This is a genomic window from Chryseotalea sanaruensis, assembly GCF_003990915.1.
Lineage (GTDB): Bacteria > Bacteroidota > Bacteroidia > Cytophagales > Cyclobacteriaceae > Chryseotalea > Chryseotalea sanaruensis.
In genome coordinates this window covers 35,952-54,455 of the sequence record NZ_BHXQ01000004.1, presented here as the reverse complement: position 1 = coordinate 54,455, position 18,504 = coordinate 35,952, and the positions used below count along the sequence as shown (strand labels likewise).

General features: G+C 38.9%; 13 protein-coding genes. 4 read left to right on the top strand and 9 right to left on the bottom strand.

The genetic code is table 11. From position 1 onward, the window contains the following. Positions 1–34: 34 nt before the first annotated feature. A complete protein-coding gene (locus SanaruYs_RS11045) occupies positions 35–2,407 on the bottom strand; it encodes an ABC transporter permease (RefSeq protein ID WP_127122627.1) in 2,373 nt (790 codons plus the stop codon). Between the two features lie 195 nt (positions 2,408–2,602). On the opposite strand from SanaruYs_RS11045, the gene SanaruYs_RS11040 reads away from it, so the two are divergent. The 3 genes from SanaruYs_RS11040 (at position 2,603) to SanaruYs_RS11030 (ending at position 7,442) form a co-directional block, all read left to right on the top strand. Continuing rightward, entirely contained in the window at positions 2,603–3,970 is a 1,368-nt protein-coding gene (locus SanaruYs_RS11040) for a sigma-54-dependent transcriptional regulator (protein WP_127122626.1), read from the top strand. Beyond that, positions 3,903–5,282, top strand: a complete 1,380-nt coding sequence (locus tag SanaruYs_RS11035; protein ID WP_127122625.1) for a sensor histidine kinase — start codon at positions 3,903–3,905, stop codon at positions 5,280–5,282. Before SanaruYs_RS11040 ends, SanaruYs_RS11035 begins: the two co-directional genes overlap by 68 nt. Positions 5,283–5,453: 171 nt before the next feature. Next, positions 5,454–7,442 carry an OmpA family protein gene (locus SanaruYs_RS11030; protein WP_127122624.1) on the top strand — a complete coding sequence of 663 codons (1,989 nt, stop codon included), beginning with the start codon at positions 5,454–5,456 and terminating at the stop codon, positions 7,440–7,442. A 30-nt stretch (positions 7,443–7,472) separates the two neighbouring features. Here SanaruYs_RS11030 and SanaruYs_RS11025 read toward each other — a convergent pair whose 3' ends face one another. The 5 genes from SanaruYs_RS11025 to SanaruYs_RS11005 all read right to left on the bottom strand — a co-directional run bounded on the left by SanaruYs_RS11025 (position 7,473) and on the right by SanaruYs_RS11005 (position 13,609). After that, positions 7,473–7,922 (bottom strand): nuclear transport factor 2 family protein, encoded by a 450-nt coding sequence (locus SanaruYs_RS11025; RefSeq protein ID WP_127122623.1) that lies wholly within the window; start codon positions 7,920–7,922, stop codon positions 7,473–7,475. A 223-nt stretch (positions 7,923–8,145) separates the two neighbouring features. After that, positions 8,146–9,168, bottom strand: coding sequence for an SPASM domain-containing protein (locus tag SanaruYs_RS11020; RefSeq protein WP_127122622.1), 1,023 nt, complete (start codon positions 9,166–9,168; stop codon positions 8,146–8,148). 100 nt (positions 9,169–9,268) lie between these two features. Then, a complete protein-coding gene (locus SanaruYs_RS11015) occupies positions 9,269–10,612 on the bottom strand; it encodes a RagB/SusD family nutrient uptake outer membrane protein (protein WP_160118639.1) in 1,344 nt (447 codons plus the stop codon). Positions 10,613–10,631: 19 nt separating this feature from the next. Then, complete coding sequence (locus tag SanaruYs_RS11010; RefSeq protein ID WP_127122620.1) at positions 10,632–12,266, bottom strand: TonB-dependent receptor domain-containing protein; 1,635 nt, start codon at positions 12,264–12,266, stop codon at positions 10,632–10,634. 5 nt (positions 12,267–12,271) lie between these two features. Beyond that, positions 12,272–13,609, bottom strand: coding sequence for a carboxypeptidase-like regulatory domain-containing protein (locus SanaruYs_RS11005; protein WP_127122619.1), 1,338 nt, complete (start codon positions 13,607–13,609; stop codon positions 12,272–12,274). Between the two features lie 165 nt (positions 13,610–13,774). Here SanaruYs_RS11005 and SanaruYs_RS11000 point away from each other — a divergent pair, with 165 nt between their 5' ends. Beyond that, positions 13,775–14,941, top strand: coding sequence for a lipoprotein N-acyltransferase Lnb domain-containing protein (locus SanaruYs_RS11000; RefSeq protein ID WP_127122618.1), 1,167 nt, complete (start codon positions 13,775–13,777; stop codon positions 14,939–14,941). A 131-nt stretch (positions 14,942–15,072) separates the two neighbouring features. Here the strand turns inward: SanaruYs_RS11000 and SanaruYs_RS10995 are convergent, their stop codons facing one another. The 3 genes from SanaruYs_RS10995 to odhB all read right to left on the bottom strand — a co-directional run bounded on the left by SanaruYs_RS10995 (position 15,073) and on the right by odhB (position 18,458). Continuing rightward, entirely contained in the window at positions 15,073–15,417 is a 345-nt protein-coding gene (locus SanaruYs_RS10995; protein WP_246011895.1) for a GxxExxY protein, read from the bottom strand. Between the two features lie 34 nt (positions 15,418–15,451). Continuing rightward, positions 15,452–16,849 carry a dihydrolipoyl dehydrogenase gene (gene lpdA, locus SanaruYs_RS10990; protein WP_127122617.1) on the bottom strand — a complete coding sequence of 466 codons (1,398 nt, stop codon included), beginning with the start codon at positions 16,847–16,849 and terminating at the stop codon, positions 15,452–15,454. Between the two features lie 67 nt (positions 16,850–16,916). Next, on the bottom strand, positions 16,917–18,458 hold the full coding sequence (odhB, locus tag SanaruYs_RS10985) for a 2-oxoglutarate dehydrogenase complex dihydrolipoyllysine-residue succinyltransferase (RefSeq protein WP_127122616.1): 1,542 nt from the start codon (positions 18,456–18,458) through the stop codon (positions 16,917–16,919). Positions 18,459–18,504: the final 46 nt, after the last annotated feature.

Genomic DNA, 18,504 nt, shown 5'->3' with positions numbered 1-18,504 from the left:
CATTTCCATAAAACCTATTTTTAGTAATCACACCTTACTCATACCGCAAGGCTTCTACGGGATTAAGGTTTGATGCTTTCAACGCTTGTGTTATAATAGTAAGCCAACCCAATAACAACACGAAGAAAGATGGCACTAGAAAAATATCAGGTGTCCACGAGGTTCGGTATGGATAAACACGCAACCATATATTACCTAAAAAGTAAGCCAGCGGCATTGCCAACACCAAGGCCCATACAAGTAGTTTCAAAAAATCTTTTGATAGTAAATAGAGTAATTGATAAGTACTGGCACCCATAATTTTTCGAACGCCCAATTCTTTTATGCGTTGCTCACCTTCATAAGCAGCTAGTGCATACAATCCCGAACAACCAATTAGTATAGCGAGTATGGTAAAAAACGTAAGCATCTCTGAACTCTTGGTCTCAGCTGCATATCCTTCTTCTAACGCATCCATCAAAAACTTTGATTCAAAGTCATTGCTCTGTGTAAGCTTCGCGGCCACTTCATCAAGCTTTGCTCTTGCGGTAAATAAGGCTGGGTCAGTAATTTTAACCATGTACAGTTTTTCATCAGCACTATAGCGAATTACCAGCGGCATAATTTCCTTACGCAACTGACTGATGTGAAAATCTTTGATCACACCAATAATCTCACCGGGCAGTGAGTCGCTAAACGTAAAGCCTGCAAGCTTTTTACCGATGGCTTCTTCGCGTGTCCAGCCAAAAGCAAGCACTGTATTTTCATTGACAAGCATTCCCGTTTCTCTATCATTGCCATTCGCATTAAAATTGCGACCAGCCAATAATGTAAGCCCTAACGTTTGTAGATAATCGTGATCGGCATACAGCCACAAAGCCTTAATACTTTCGTCTTCTGTTTTGTTTAGCTCCCACAAATTTGTACTGCTCAGTCGTGTATAACCCGGAAAGCCTGATGCACTGGCTACTCGCTCCACTCCGGATAATTGTAACAACTCTGCTTTAAAGGCTTCCAGTCCTATGTCTTTATTTCTGTCGTCCGCAAAAAGCAGGAGTTGTTCTTTATCAAACCCCATATCCTGCGAACGCATGTAATTAGTTTGTTTGTTAATCAGCAGTATCAACACAACCAATAAACTGGTTAGCGAAAACTGAAATATGACCAGCCCTTTACGAAGTCCACGGCTAGAGTCTGAATTGTGTTTTCCTTTAAGTACTTGTGCCGGTGTAAATCGGGACAGGAAAAAAGCCGGGTAAACACCGGAAATAAATGTAATGGTCAGGAAAGCGATGATTAACCAAAAAACCAAAACCGGACTACTATAAAAAGTTTTAAAAGTAAGCTCAAAACCAGTGAAGTAGTTAAAGTATTGAAGACCAATATCTGACCATAAAACAGCAATAAGAAAAGCAAGTGCGCACAGGATCAATGACTCCATTAGAAATTGTTTTATCACCTGAAATCGCTGTGCCCCAACTACTTTTCGTACCCCCACCTCTGTTGCCCTTCTTACTGAGCGTGCAGTAGCCATATTCATATAGTTGAATGATGCCAGCAGGAGAATGATAAGACTTACCATCATAAAGCCATTCACCAATATTTTACCAACAGATCCTTTGTTGTTACCTATGTAGCCTGGTTGTAAATTGATCGACAATAAAGGTTGCAGAAAAAATTCATACGATGCCCATGAAGTAGGCGTGTAGCGATGTATGAGTTCATTCATTTTTTTTCCGAATTCTTTTGCATCGGCATCTTCTCTCAGCAAAACATAATTATAATGTGTATTCGAATGCCAGTTTACCGATTGTGGCTCCAGTTTTTCAAGCCAGTAAAATGAAATAATATAATCAGTAGCCAGGTTCGACTGGTAAGGAAAATCGTTGAACACACCTGCGACTTTCATCTCCATGCCTTCAACAAATGAAATTGTTTCGCCAATAGGGTTTTTATCGCCAAAGATTGTCTTGGTAATTTTTTCGCTTAAGTAGATTTCATCTTCCTTCAGCAGTTTGTTTGTTTCTCTAATTTTAAATGGGATTGTAAATATTGAGAAGAAGCTGGTGTCCACCGCCATAACACGCACTTGAATAGGATCAAGATTTTCGCGGTTGATACTAACGTGCTTAAAACCGATTCGTGTTGCGTCTTCTACTTCCGGAAATGACTTTTTTAATTCGGGTGCCAATACCCCTTGCGTTAATGACACATAGTTTGAGCGGTTTTCCTGAAATTGTCTGTTCACTACTCTGTAAATTCTGTCAGCAAAAACATGGTGTGCATCGTAGTGGTATTGCTCGTAAGCAAATAAACCTGTTACCAAACAAGCCGCCATGCCGATAGAAAGTCCAATGCTGTTTAGCCCCGTAAACAGCAGGTTGTTTCTAAGATTTCTCCAGGCTATTATAAAATAATTACGCAACATATGATCTGGTTTGGGCTCATCTATCAAAAAGCAATGCCAGAAGCTGAAGTTTCATTTTCATACTCATTTCGCAGCTTCTACCTTAAAAATACAACGAACTGCCCATGCGTAGAAAAAATACTGTCCATAAATGGGCAGTTTCTTCATCTTATTTCAAAAGGACTTCGTAGGTTTATCTACAAATAAAAAATAATCATGGTCAAGAGCCCTGGTAAAGTATTGCTTGCCGATGACGATGAGTTTGTATTACTCTCGCTAAAAGTGCTGTTAGAGCAGCATAAAATTGAAGTAGTCAGCACTTCAAATCCCGAACGCATTATGGCGTTACTTGAAAAGGAAAATGTTCATGCGGTTATGCTTGACATGAATTTCCGTGCGGGAGACACTAGTAGTACGCAAGGCCTTTTCTGGTTGGGGCGCATCCTTGAATTCAATAAAGATTTACCTGTAATACCACTCACTGCCTATGGGGATATTTCGTTGGCTGTTGAGGCGATGAAAAGAGGTGCGCACGATTTTATAACAAAGCCTTGGGAAAATGAAAAGTTGCTGGCTACAATTAAAAACGCCATTATTTTATATGAAGAGAAGCAGAAAGTAAAGGTGCTTACTGCGCAACAGAAAATACTTACTACAAGCACTCAGCAGCAATCGCTTATTGGTTCATCATCAGCAATTGAACAAATTAAAAATAAAATAGAAAAAATTGCACCTACCGATACGAGTGTACTGATTTCTGGTGACAATGGTACAGGCAAAGAAGTAATTGCGCGCGAAATTCACAGATGCTCAAAACGGAATAGCCATGTGTTCATCAGTGTTGATGTTGGTTCCTTAAGCGAGAGTATTTTTGAAAGCGAATTATTCGGACATAAAAAAGGTGCCTTTACTGATGCCAAAGAAGATCGCATCGGAAGAATTGAAGCTGCACATGGTGGCACGCTCTTTTTGGATGAGATTGGTAATTTACCCTTATCGTTGCAGGCTAAATTACTAAGTGTTTTACAACATAAAATAATCACCCGCCTGGGCACCAACCAACCCATAGCTGTGGATGTTCGCATTGTTTGCGCCACCAATAGTAATTTGCAGGGGTTGGTAAAAGAAGGCAAATTCAGAGAAGATCTTTATTACAGAATAAATACAGTAGAAATTGGCATTCCTCCACTGGCAGAAAGGCAGGAAGATATCCCCTTATTAGTAATGCATTTTTTAAATAAAAATGCGCAGCATTATCAAAAGGAGGATCGCTACATACCTGAAGAAGTAATGACAGCCTTACAGAAATACCGTTGGCCGGGTAATGTAAGAGAACTGCAACATGCAGTAGAGCGGGCTGTTATTCTCAGCGAAAATCAGGCGCTTAGTTTAGAAGATTTTGGTATTTCGCGACACCTGCAATCTGGCGAATTAATTTTCGATCACCTCAACCTCGAAAAACTAGAGGCCTGGGCCATACGAAAAGCCATCGCTAAACACAAAGGCAACATCAGTCATGCCGCACAAGAGCTGGGGTTGTCGCGTGGTGCTATGTATAGAAGAATGGAACGCTATGCTATCTAAAAATTTCTATTTTAAAATAGTACTGCGCATAATCTTACTCACCCTGAGTTTATGCGTATTCAGTTATTGTATTATAGATCAGTTATACCTTCGCGCATTTTATGCAGGTATTATCGTAGTCATTCAGGTTATTGAGCTTATCAATTTCATTTCACGTTTCACCAAAAATATTACTACACTTTTTCAGAGTATTGAGGAAAGGGATTTCAGTATTCATTTTACAGAAGAAAAAGCGGACAGTACTTTCCGGAGCTTGTACGCATCGCTAAACAGATTAAATACCCTCTTCAGCAAAATCAACAGTGAAAAAGAAATTAAGCAGCGATTTGTTGAATCGATTATAGAACACATCTCCTTTGGCATTATCAGTTACGATGAAAAAGGAAATGTTACGATGGCCAACCAAGCTTTTCTGAAGTTTGCAGGCTTAAACAGTATTAGTTCAATTAAACAGTTGGAGATTAAAAATAAGATCTTATCAGAGGCAATACTAAATCTGAAAGCCGGAGAAAAGAAACTTCTTAAATTGCAAAGTACTCAGCAAATAATAACCTTATCCCTATACGCTACAGTATTTAAGTTAGATGATCAATCTCACACACTCATCTCAGCACAGAATATTTCTAATGAATTAAGTACAACCGAAATGGAGGCCTGGCAACGACTCATTAAAGTCCTCACACACGAAATCATGAATTCCATTTCGCCCATCTTATCGCTGAGTAACTCGCTGCACACTATTACGCAACGCAACTCGGATGATACAAAGGAAGACTGGAAAACTTTAAACAGCGGGCTAGAAGCCATCAATATTAGGAGTGAAGGCCTCTTAAATTTTACTAAGCGCTATCGCGAGCTCACCCAAATTCCTTCACCGAAATTTCAACAAGTAAATGTCTACGAATTTCTTATTCAGATTATACACCTCCTCGAACCTGAATTCAAGAAGCTTAATATTCACCTGGTGCAAGATCTCAGGCCAGCATTAGCCTTATTAGATGCCTCGCTTATGCAGCAGGTAATTATGAATATCTTTAGAAATGCAATGGATGCCCTAGAAGGTGTTGATAATGGAAAAATTACAATTGCACTGCATAAAACAAATGAGCGAATAACCATTAGCATAGAAGATAACGGCAAAGGAATTGATGCAGTCCACCTGGATAAAATCTTTGTGCCCTTTTTTACCACTAAAATAAATGGTTCCGGTATCGGTCTTTCGCTCTCACGGCAAGTAGTGTTGTTACATGGAGGCGAGCTTTTTGTGCATTCGAACACCGGGGTCGGTACACAGGCTACTTTGATACTGTAGCAGGTGACCATAAACTGAAGGAGCAAATTTTAGCCACACCGCGTATTCAATACAGGCAAGCGAGCAATTATCGAGTTTCTGGCCCTATTTTTACACCCAAAACTTATTAAACTCGAGTATGTTTATTATCAGTCAGCTGATTTTTAATAGATTTACGGTGACCTAACCTCTATGAAATATTGCAAAGTACTTATAGTAGCCCTTTGCTGCTCTACATCCCTGTTATTTGGCCAGGCAACCAAAAAATTGGTTGATCAGGGGGATAAATTATATTCACGTCAGGAGTTTGTAAAGGCGCGTGCTGCATTTGAAGCGGCCGAAAAAATAGACCCTAATGATGCCAAAATTCAGTTAAAAATTGGCCTTACTTTTTTATCCAGCTCGCCAAAATTTCAGTCACTCCAACACCTTGAAAGGGCTTATAAACTAGATCAACAAGTTGACCCTGATATTCACTATTATCTGGGCATGTCTAATCAGCTGAACTTTCATTTTAAAAAAGCACAAAAACATTTTGAACTTTATAAAGAGCGCAATAAGCGAATGGGGCCTATCTGCGATCATAAAATAGAAGAGTGTAAACGTGCGGACTCTCTCATGAATACAGCAGTGTCAGCCATTGTGAAAGTAATGGACTGGCCGGTAAATTCTCCTTATGATGATTATGGACCGCTACTCAATGCCAGCGAAGACAAACTTATATTTACTTCTGCTCGTGACTCCAGTTTTTTTGACAGACGTACTAAAACCTTATTTGAGGAGATTTTCATTTCTGAATTAAAAGATGGAGTATGGACTGTGCCTCAAAAAATCAGCAGCAATATTAATAATCAATTTCATGATGCTGCCGCCTCACTTACACGCGATGGCAAAACGTTAATAGTTTATTATGGTGAGGGTAATGGCGATTTATACCGATCCGATTATGATGGCGTTAATTGGTCGAAGCCTGTGAGTATGGGAAATATCATTAACGGTCCTATGAGTAACGAAACATCGGGATGCTTTACACCTGATGGAAATAAATTTTACTTTGCCAGTGATCGTCCTGATGGCTATGGTGGGCTTGACATTTACATGGTGGAAAAAGATAAACATGGTGAGTGGACCAATGCTATAAACTTAGGCCCCGAAATAAATACACCTGGTAACGAAGATGCGCCATTTTTACATAATGATAGTACTATCTACTTTGGCTCTGATACACATCCGGGTTTAGGAAGCTACGACATATTTAAATCCAGCAGTATAAACGGGAAATGGCAAAAACCGGAAAATCTTGGTTACCCGGTTAACACCGCTGAATATGAAAATTTCTTTCACCTGACGGAAGATAAGAAAAGAGGTTACTATGCTTCCGTGCGACAAGAAGGAAGTGGGCGAACTGATTTATGCATGGTTACTTTCCTTGAACCGGAGCCCGTAGTACAGGTTGAGACTGAACCAGAACCTGAAGAAGTTGAGACAACTCAACAACCAGCGTCCGATGAATTCGTTGATCCGCTGATTAGTTTACAGAAAGACCTGGGTATTGCCACTGCTTTGAAAGGAACGGTTATCGATGCGCAATCTTCCATTCCTTTAAAAGCACAAGTAGTACTTATAGATAACGCAACAAATACAATTATTTCGCGCGTATACTCAAATCCGGCAACCGGACAATTTTCTATTGATATTCCTCATGGTGGTAATTATGGTATAAATACTTCTGTAGATGGATATCTATTTAACTCTATGAATTTTGAAGTGCCCACTTTTTCGGAGTATCAGGAAATTGACACACACATTTTAATGGCCAAAGCAGAAACTGGCTCCAAAGTAGTTTTGAAAAATGTATTCTTCGATAGTGGTAAAGCTGATTTGAAAAAAGAATCTATTGGAGAGATGGAACGCATTTTAACTTTACTCACTAAAAATCCAAACTTGCGTTTACAGGTGAACGGCCATACCGATAGTGCCGGTGATGATGCACTGAATAAACAACTTTCGTTAAAAAGAGCACAGGCTGTTGTTACTTATCTGGTAAGTAATGGCATTGATCAGGAAAGACTTACTGCAGTTGGTTTTGGTGAGGAAAGACCACTAGTTTCTAACGATGATGAAATGGAAGGTCGTGAAATAAACAGAAGAACTGAAATTGAAGTAATACAAGGTTCTTAAGATTAATCAGCGCTGCTATAGCGGCACTGATTAACCTTTTACTCCTGAAACATGCGATTGTACAGCCTTCCAAATGGAATCTTGTTTAATCAAAATGTTGCTAGACTGATAAGTAGATAAAACAGAATCCTTCCATATATGTCCGGTGTCACAAACAATAGCTGTGCCGTTGGCCAGAATATCGAGTCTCTTTATTTCGTAATAGAAAGAATCATTTTGTGTTGCGTTGGTTTTAATCCAATCCAATTCATCCTGTTTTGTAAACCAGTTTCCATCAGCATCAATTAAAAGAAAATCGTCCGCTAAAATTCTATTTAAAAGAATTGTGTCGTGTTGAGCATAAGCTTTAGGCCATTCCACCTGCTTCAGGTCTTTTAAAGTTTTGACATCATCCTCTGAAACAATCTTATCTGCCTGCTGACTTGGTTTTTGGCAAGCTGACAATGATATAAGTGCGATCAATAGCATTTTCATTTTCATATTATGACTGTTTAGCAATTGAAAGAAGATAAGAAGGAGTTGATCTCAGGTAAGATTTATTTTGAAGATCATCTCATCAAAAATCCTACTGATATTATGAATACAAATTACGATGCAGACCTAGACAAAACAATTGTTGATCGGCTTATGAGGTATTTAGCGTGAGTGATTTTTGTTAAACTTTGTTAATTAAGAAATGAGTCTTCTAAATTGATTAGATTACTTATGCCCATACTTTGGTGCCTTCAGTGCAATTCTTGCACATTTCAATTTCGCTACGAGACTTAAAAAGTGTGTTTCTAAATTGCTGATACTTTTCACCAAACCAAATCTCCTCGAATGAATTCTTGGTAAGATCACCCATTACATATTGAGCATCTTTATCAAAACAGCAAGGCAATACTTTTCCGTCCCAGGTAATTACACAACTCTGCCACATCTTCCAGCAGTTATTCTCCAGACTATTTTTAATACTGTATTTTCCGGAAGCATTCAATTTATAACGTGAGTATTTATCTTGTGTGGGTATTAACTCCGAACCATTTTCATAATCGTAGATCTGAGCTGTTTTAAGTTTTACTTCGTCAACACCTAATTCCTTTGCTAGTTTATACACCTCAGGTATTTGATGTTCGTTAGGTTTCACCACCAAAAATTGAAAAATAACATGAGGTGTTTTAGATTTTAATTTTCGCTTCCAAGCAATAATATTTTTAGTGCCTTCGATTACTTTGCTTAAGTCACCGCCCACTCTGTACGATTGATAAGTATCTTGTGAGGTGCCGTCAATAGAAATGATGAGTCTGTCTAATCCTGACTCCACAGTTTGTTGTGCTGCTTCATCTTTTAAATAGTGCGCATTAGTAGAAGTGGCCGTATATATTCCTTTATCAGAAGCATACTTAACCATTGGCAGAAATTGCGGATGCAAATAAGGTTCTCCCTGAAAATAAAAAGTAAGATAGCTGAGTGTGGGCGCAAGTTGATCGATTACATTTTTAAATAAATCCTGCTGCAACATACCGGTTGGTCTGGTGAACGAGCGCAGACCACTTGGGCATTCGGGACATCTTAAGTTACAACTTGTAGTAGGTTCAATGGAAATGGAGATGGGAAGACCAGGGCGCTTAATATATTTACTTTTTTTTGAAACTTGATAGCTGACAAATCCACTTAGTGCATTTAAGGTTCTACTCAATGAAGTTCTTCCTATAATATTTAATTTATCTTTCAAAAGAGAAAACATTATGCAAGATAGGAAGAACAGGGGGAGTTAATAGGTAGAATTACAATAAAAAAGGAAGGCCTATTTAAAGCCTTCCCTTTTGTTATAATTAAGCTAAGGTCTAACCGCCTTGAACACCAATTTCATTAAATGGTCTCGGTAACTGAGGAATGACCGAATCACCTGGCCTGTCAATGGTAAGTTCATCCAATCTATTATACCGTCTCATATCAATCCAACGATGTCCTTCATCCCAAAGAGAATATCTTCTTTGAAAAAGTAATTCATCAATCATTTCTGGAGAAGCCAGGGGACCTGTATATACACCAATCCCTCCAACATCAACACGAATCAGATCTATGATAGTTTTAGCATCGGCAAATTGATTTGTTTGGATTAGTGCTTCAGCTTTAATCAGTAATAACTCTTCATTTCTAATAATCGCAATTGGACTAGTGTTTGAAGTGTACCGAAAAGCATCGTGTGTTGCAACTAAATCAGCAGTTTCAGCTACTTCGTTTCTGATAGTGGCTTTGCTTAATCGCAAGTCACCAGGAATAGCATCAGTTAACCATGTAGGATGTGCTAAACGTGTTGTACCATTTGTGTTTTGTGGAAAGAATAAAGGATTTACTCTATCTCCAGAAGCATTAGCAAATACCCTATAGACTCCAAGGTTAAAATTGCCGGATTCATCGATAAATGATTGATTTACGAAAGTTAATGCTTGAGCAAAATTCCCTCTGTAAAGTTCTACACGTGCCTGAAGTGCTTTGATGAATTTTCCAAAATTAGCAGGTATAGTAAAGCTATCTGCATCGGCTTCTGTTTCAAAACCAGATGTTAGATCAAATGCAAATGAGTTTCCTGCAGCAGCATTATGAACTGCGGCTTCAGAAAAAATTGTTGCGATTTGAGCAAGTGCCTCCGCTGCATTTGCTGTAAATGGTCCCAGATTTAGTGGGTCTGCCACTTCAATTCTGATACCATTGTCATATTGCTGGTTAAGAACGTTTAGCAATTCAAAAGCTTTTAGCGTATTAGCAAATCCCAAATAGCCTTCTACTTGTTCAGCAGTTAGCACAGGCGTGTTTTGGCATGCTTCAATTAAGATATTAGCTGTCTTGATGGTTGCATAACGTTGTGCATAGCTGGTATTTGTATAAAAAGCGCTATTATCCAGATTACCAGTGCCCATCAAATCACCAACATAACGGGGATCAGCGGTGTCAAATCGATATACATCCCTTCCTACTACACCTGCTACTTCATAGTAAACACCAAGACCAGAACTCGTAGAAGCCAATATTCCTGTTACAAGTTCATTTAGCTGACCAATGGTTGCATTTTTAAGTACGCCATCCGCACTTGGTTGATTAGGATCAACAGTCTCTTCAATCTCACAAGAAAAAAGTGAGAGTAGAACTGTAATTGTAAGGATAAAATATGTTTTAGTATTTTTCATAATGTTTTGCATTAAGGAGTTAAAATCCAACCTCTATGTGAAAGAACATTCTTTTCGAATTTGGGAATGGAGTTACTTCTACACCACCCAGTACTCCTCCACTTCCAAAGTTTGAAACTTCAGGATCATAGCTGGAGTAGTCACTGAATAATAAAAGGTTATTACCTGACACACCAATTCTGACACGTTGAATTGCATCTTTAAACATTGAAGTAAGAACAGTTTTTGGCACTGAATAATATAATGAGATCTCTCTTAGTTTAATGTATTCAGAATTTTCAACATATAGAGCAGCGTTTTGCCCACTAAAAAATGCAGCAATCCTTGCATCACCTAAGCGTTCACCAGTAGATATTATTTGATCATAATTATAAGAAGATCCGCCAAAGTCAGTTAGGAGACCAGTAAGATTAATGTTCTCACCGCCCTTTTTCCAATGCCACAACATCGAGAAACTAAAATTTTTCAAAAAAGTAACAGAGTTATTCCATGACATTTCCCAATCAGGTGCTGTGTTACCCAACTCTTGTACCGTAGCTGAGCCTTTGGTTCCTACTATTTGTGTCAATGATTTGCCTTGTTCTAATCTAACAGTACCAAGACCCGTTCCAAATCCTCCTCCAGCTGGATTAAATGCAGGAACATCCAATCTTGTAAGTTCAGAGACATTCTTCCACCAATTTAAGTTGGTACTCCATTTTACCTTATCGGTGTTCACAACATTAGCATTTAAAGCTAACTCCACTCCTGTATTTTTAAGTTCTCCTAAATTTGTAACAAGGTTAGTAAAACCCGAAGATGGAGGCAAAGAAGCCTGCAAAATCAAGTCCTCAACTGTTTTATTATAGTAGGTTGCTTCAAGGTTGATTCGACTATTCAACAACCCAATATCAAAACCAAGTTCCAATTCTTTAGAACGTTCAGGTTGAATATTAGGATCTCCCTGAATTGCTCCTATAACAGAACCTGTGTTGCCACCAGTATTGGTAGCTCCCAAAATTGTAAATTTTGATTGAGCAAGGGTTACCGGGTTCGGATTAGGAACACCCCCAGCCTCACCATAGGCAGCTCTTAATTTTAATTGATTTATTGATTCAACATTCCAGAATTCAAAATTAGCTAGGTTAGCTGCTAACGAGAATTTTGGATAGGCAAAAAGCTTGTTAGGATCACCGTTTAAAGAAGATTTATCTAAACGAATACTTGCGGTTCCAATAATTTTATCTTGCCAATTTGCTTCCTGCTGTGCAGCATAGCCAATATCTTGTGTATCCAACTTCCTATTAAATACACTAAGTGCTCCACCTTGCTGAAGATTTGCCTGACCTGAAACTAACTGTTGAACCTGTGTTGTTAAAAGCTCTCTGCTTTGATCTAAACGATTTACTCCCACTGATGAGGTTAAGTCAATCTGATTAAAGGAAGTATTGTAGATTAAAAAAGCTGAAGCATTTGTATTGAAAGTTACATTATTACCCCTGGAGTATAATCCATCCTGCCTGCCAACTGTAAACTGCAAGTATTCTGGGAAATATAGGGTAGATTCATTGTTATAGTAATCTATTCCGCCTGTTAATTTTAATTTAAGAAAGGAGTTGCTTTTACGTATTAAATTAAAATTCGCGCCACTCCCGATAACAAAACGATTTGTCACATCACCTACACTGGATTTGTCACGTGTTTGTAATGGGTTTGACGGGTTGGCTGGGTGATTCGGAAAATGCCTTGAGCATTTGGATGAAGCTCATGCCACGGTAATGTGGCTGAAAGAGCAACTCCATACGACACCCCTGCATTATCGTTATTTGTTACTCCACGATTAGTGGTTGAGCGAATATAATTAGTAGAGATATTCACATCTAATAAATCTGATACTTTGTGATCTATATTTGCACGGACAGACTGACGTGTAAAACCAGTATTTTTAATAATACCTTCTTCATCTTTTGTACTCCCTGCAATAAAGAATTTTGTTTTATCGCTGCCTCCTGCCAAAGTTAGCCTTGAGTTAAGCAGTAAACCCTTTTCTCCATACATTTCGTCTTCGTAATTATACAATTTACCTGCCGTAGCTGCTGCATTGTATTGAGCTTGTGCTGCTGCCCCAAAATCTGCCAACACGCTAGATGATGTAAAGGGGCGAACTCCAAGTGGATTGAGTATGCTAGCTACACCTATATCCTGCCCAAAACTAATGTTTGTCTTTCCAGTTGAACCTCTTTTTGTGGTTATTAGTATAACACCTGCATTAGCCCGCGATCCGTAAATAGCAGAAGCAGAAGCACCTTTTAAAATTTCTATGTTAGCTATATCATTTGGATCCAAATCTGCCATACGATTTGCTCCATTATCTTGATTCGAAGTGGCTGCTCCTCCACCTGCTGCTCCAGTTACTGAGTTTGTACCAGGTTGATTAACGGAGTTATCCATATAAACACCATCAACAATATAAAGTGGTTCAGAAGATCCAGTTATTGTGGTAATACCACGCAACTTAATTGAAATTCCGCCACCAGGTGCACCTGAATTTGATAGTATCTGTGCGCCCGTTACTTTGCCCTGTAAACCGCCATCGAGTGTTTGAATTGCCGTCCGACCAGCTAGCTCATCACCCGAAACAGTTCCTACCGCATTAGCAAGATTTGATCTCTTAACAGAGGTAGCTAAGCCTGAAACAACAATCTCTGAGAGTTGTGTTACATCTAGAGAAAGTGATACGTTAATTACAGATTGATCACCAATAGCAACTTCCTGAGTTTGTAACCCAATAAATGAAAAGATCAAGTATTGCGCTGAGCCTGTAACAGGAAGAACGAAGTTCCCTTCTGCATCTGTAACTGTTCCCGCTCCAGTACCTTTTACAACAACGTTTACACCTGGCAAAGCGGTACCATCCTCTGCTGAAGTGACCTTCCCTGAAATTCTTCGCTCCTGTGCATATATGCTGGTTAGTGCACACAGGCTTGCGAGAATTAACATTAGTACAATTTTCTTCATATTAAATTGTTTTTAGTTTAAGATTAAGTAAATATCAAAAATTTTATTCTGAATCTGGCAACGTTTGCATTCAATAACCAAAACATACCACCAAATAGGTTACATAATATTTGGCGGGGTAAATCCAGTAAATCACCTTAATTTTAAGATTACATTATTACTCCTATGCCTAAAACAGTTATCCATTTCTTTGCCTTAGTGGCCTTCTTATGCGTGACGCATAATCTGCGGGCTCAGGAAAAATTATCCGAAAACGCAGAAATCTATGTTTTAACACTAGGTCCTTACCAGGGTGAACTTTATTCTGCCTTTGGACACAGCGCCATAAGGGTTGTTGATACAACGGAGGGTCTAGACGATATTTATAACTGGGGAGTGTTCGATTTCGATCAACCTAACTTTTACCTGAATTTTGCTCGCGGCTACCTCTATTATAAACTCGGAGTACACGACTATGAGCGTTTCAGGGATTATTATATTTATCACAACCGATATATACACGCACAAAAACTAAACCTGAGTCAAGCGCAAAAACAAAAACTGTTCGACTACCTGCAATGGAATAGCTTACCCGAAAATCAAAACTACCGTTACGATTATTTCTATAACAACTGCGCTACTAAGGTTAGGGATGTAATGCTTACTGTTTTTGGCGATAGCGTAAAGTTTGATGGTTCTTATGTGCAGACTGATTATTCTATCAGAGATTTAACAGATATCTATTTAGCACAACAGCCCTGGGGAGATTTAGGTATTGATATTTGTCTGGGTTTACCGATGGATAAAAAAGCTAGTCCTGATGAATATATGTTTTTACCAGACTATATAGAGTCAGGTTTTAACCACGCTACTATTGGCTCTGTGCCCTTAGTTAGTGAAACAATAAGCATTTACGAAAGTCGTGAGGAAGAAACAAAGTCAAGCCTGTTTCATCCGCTTATCGTTTTTATAGTGTTTGCAATTTTAGTTTTAGCATTAAGTATCTGGGACTTCAGAAGAAAAAAATTAAGCAAATGGTTTGATGCTTTGCTCTTTGGAATACTTGGTTTGGTAGGTTGCTTACTTTTCTTTTTGTGGTTCTTTACAGATCACAAGGCAGCAGCTGTAAACTTTAATTTGCTTTGGGCTTTTCCTCTTCACTTGGTGGTGGCTTTTGCTTTATTTAAAGATAGAGGGTGGTTGATTAAATACTTCCGTATTTACGATGTTATACTGTCTATCTCAATATTGTTCTGGTTTTTTTTACCTCAGCAACTAAATCTTGATTTAATGCCCTTAGTTCTTGTGGTGCTAATGCGTAGTTCTGTTAATTATTATCTGCGCAAAGTTTAAGGAATAATAGTTTTTTGCCACAGATAACACGAATGCTCACAGATGATTTTATTTGGTAATCACTGTGAGCATTTTAAATTTTAATCAATAAATCAAGCGCTTGTATTCCAATTTTCTCCTTCCAAAATTAATCAACAAACCAACCTTGCATCCGAAGCTTTTAGGTAGTTAATTGTCTGGGCAATGTTTGCATCCGGCATTCCTCCTTCTGCAGCCTTGACTTCTACTATAATATTAGATTCAATAATAAAACCTGCGAAAAAAATGTGATTCAGAATGGTGCCTTTATAATCAATCAGAAATTCCTTCTCTCTCTCAAAGAAAATATTCTTCGTTTTTATCTCCAGCTCCATAGCATCTTTGTAGACAATCTCCGAGAAGCCATGTCCTAATACCCTGTGAACTTCCATACAGATACCAATGATTCGATAAGTCTCTTCTTTCAAAGGGAAGTCCCCATCAAAATCTGTGTTCATCAGCGAAATCCGTGGCAAAACAGAAAATGTTTGTTTACATATGAAGTGGTCTGTTGGCTGTTGCTGCTAAGCAAGCTTCCTTCACAGCTTCCATGTAAGTCGGGTGTGCATGACTCATTCTCGAAACATCTTCAGCTGAAGCGCGGTACTCCATGGCAACCACTCCGGCCGCAATCATATCCGCGGCTCTTGCACCAATGATATGAATACCTAAAATTTCATCTGTAGTCTTATCCGCTAGTATTTTTACTAAACCATCTAAGTCCATACTCGCACGCGCACGCCCTAAAGCCTTGTAAGGGAAGCTTCCAGTTTTGTATGCACGACCTTGTTCTTTTAATTGTTCTTCAGTGTAACCTACACTCGCCACTTCAGGCCAGGTGTATACAACGCCAGGAATTAAATTATAATTAATGTGTGGCTTCTGTCCTGCCATTTGTTCTGCTACCATTACGCCTTCTTCTTCAGCCTTGTGTGCTAACATAGCGCCACGCACTACATCACCAATGGCATAAATGTTATCTACCTTAGTTTTTAAATGATCGTCAACTGGAATTTTACCTTTGTCTAATTCTATACCTACCTTCTCCAATCCCAAGCCATCCGTATAGGGTCTACGACCAATACTTACTAAACAATAATCTCCCTTCAATTCAATTGCTGCTCCACCATTTTTTGGTTCTGCTTTTACAATTACTTCTTTGCCTTTGTTTTCTACTGCTGTCACTTTATGGCCGAGGTAAAAATCCATGCCCAACTTCTTGGTTGCTTTTTGCAATTCCTTACCCATGGTCCCATCCATGGTTGGAATTAAGCTATCCAAAAATTCAACTACCGTAACTTTAGCACCGATACGTGCATATACAGAACCTAATTCCATACCGATTACACCGCCACCAATTACAATCATGTGCTTGGGCACTTCTTTTAATTCAAGTGCCTCAGTGCTGGAGATAATTTTCTTTTTATCGAAAGCTGCGAAAGGAAGTGGTGTAGGTTTAGAACCCGTTGCGATAATTACTTTTTCTGCGGTAAGGGTTGTTTCCTTACCATCGTTAGTAACTTTAATTGTATTCTTATCAACAAAAGAGCCTACACCTGTGTGAACATCAATCTTGTTCTTTTTCATTAGATAGGCAATACCATCAACATTAGCTTTTACAACATCGCCTTTGCGTTTAATCATTTGCCCAATGTTAACCTTGGGTGCATTGATATCAATGCCGTGTTCTTTAAAAGTATGCGCAGCATTGTGAAAATGCTCAGATGAGTCCAGTAATGCTTTGGATGGTATACATCCTACATTTAAACAGGTTCCACCTAAAGTATTGTATTTTTCAACGATGGCTACTTTCATTCCCAGTTGAGCGCAACGAATGGCTGCTACATATCCACCAGGGCCTGAGCCGATAACTACTACGTTGTATTGCATCACTAATTAAATTTCTAGTTCCAAATATCAAATTTCAAATTCTCTATCTTCAAAAAGGGTTGTTGTCTTAAACTCCCAAAATCAATCTTCCCGGATCTTCAAGTAATTCTTTCACACGCACCAGGAAGCTAACCGACTCACGACCATCAACAATGCGGTGATCATATGATAATGCCAGGTACATAATCGGGCGAATTACAATTTCTCCATTTTTCACTACTGGTCGCTCAACAATATTGTGCATCCCTAAAATGGCCGATTGCGGTGCATTTATAATAGGTGTAGAAAGCATTGAACCAAACACACCACCATTTGTAATGGTAAAAGTGCCGCCTTGCATTTCTTCAATTGATAATTTTCCATCTCTGCCTTTAGTAGCCAAACGAATTACTTCGTTCTCAATCTGATCGAATGATAACGATTCTGCATTGCGAATAACAGGCACAACTAAACCTCGCGGTGTAGATACGGCTATAGCTACATCACAATAGTTATGATACACAATCTCTTCACCATTGATTTGTGCATTAACAGCTGGCCATTCTTTCAACGCAATACAAACTGCTGTTGTGAAGAAAGACATAAAGCCTAAACCAACACCGTATTTTTCTTTAAACTTATCTTTATACTTTGAACGCAACTCCATCACAGGCTTCATGTCTACTTCATTAAAAGTAGTAAGCATGGCTGTTTCATTTTTTACAGATACAAGACGTTTAGCAATTGTTTTGCGCAATGAAGTCATTTTCTCTGAGCGCTTATCTCTGCTACCTCCTCCTGTTATTACTGGAGCTGAGGCTGGTGCAGCAGGCTTACTTGCTGATGCCGGAGCTGCTTGTTGCGCCTTCATGGCATCTTCTTTGGTTATGCGTCCTCCAACACCAGTACCCTGTACGTTGCCTGAAGCAATACCTTTTTCGTCTAATAACTTAGCCGCTGCAGGTGATGCATGACCAGCTGCGTAACTACTGCCGCTAGTAACAGCTTGTGGAGCAGGTGCAGCTCCTCCTGTAGCTTTAGGTGCTTCCGCTGGAGCACCTTCCATTACCTCAATCTTACAGATCAAACCACCAATGGGTAATGTCTCTTTTTCTTTTGCAACAATTTTTAAAATACCATTTGCTTCTGCAGGTAATTCAAAAGTTGCTTTATCTGATTCTACTTCAGCAATAATTTCATCTAGTTTTACAAAATCGCCATCCTTCTTTAACCATGTTGAAATGGTTACTTCAGTAATCGATTCACCTACAGCAGGCACTTTCATCTCCTTTATTGCACCAGTTGCTTTTGGCGTAGCTGCTGCTGAGGATGTTGCTTGAGGTGCGGCTGGTGCAGAAGCACTTTCTGCTTTAGGTGCAGGTGCTGCAGCAGTTCCTCCATCTGCTATCTCACAAATCAACTCGCCAATGGGTACAACATCACCTTGCTGTTTTACTAATTTTAATGTGCCTGCTTGCGGAGCCGTTAATTCAAAAGTTGCTTTGTCTGATTCCAACTCAGCAATGATCTCGTCCATCTTCACAACATCGCCATCCTTCTTAAGCCAGTTGGCGATGGTTACTTCTGTAATCGACTCGCCTACAGTAGGTACTTTTACTTGGATTGCCATTTTTAAATATTTTAAAATTTCAGATTTATTATTTCAAATTCTACAG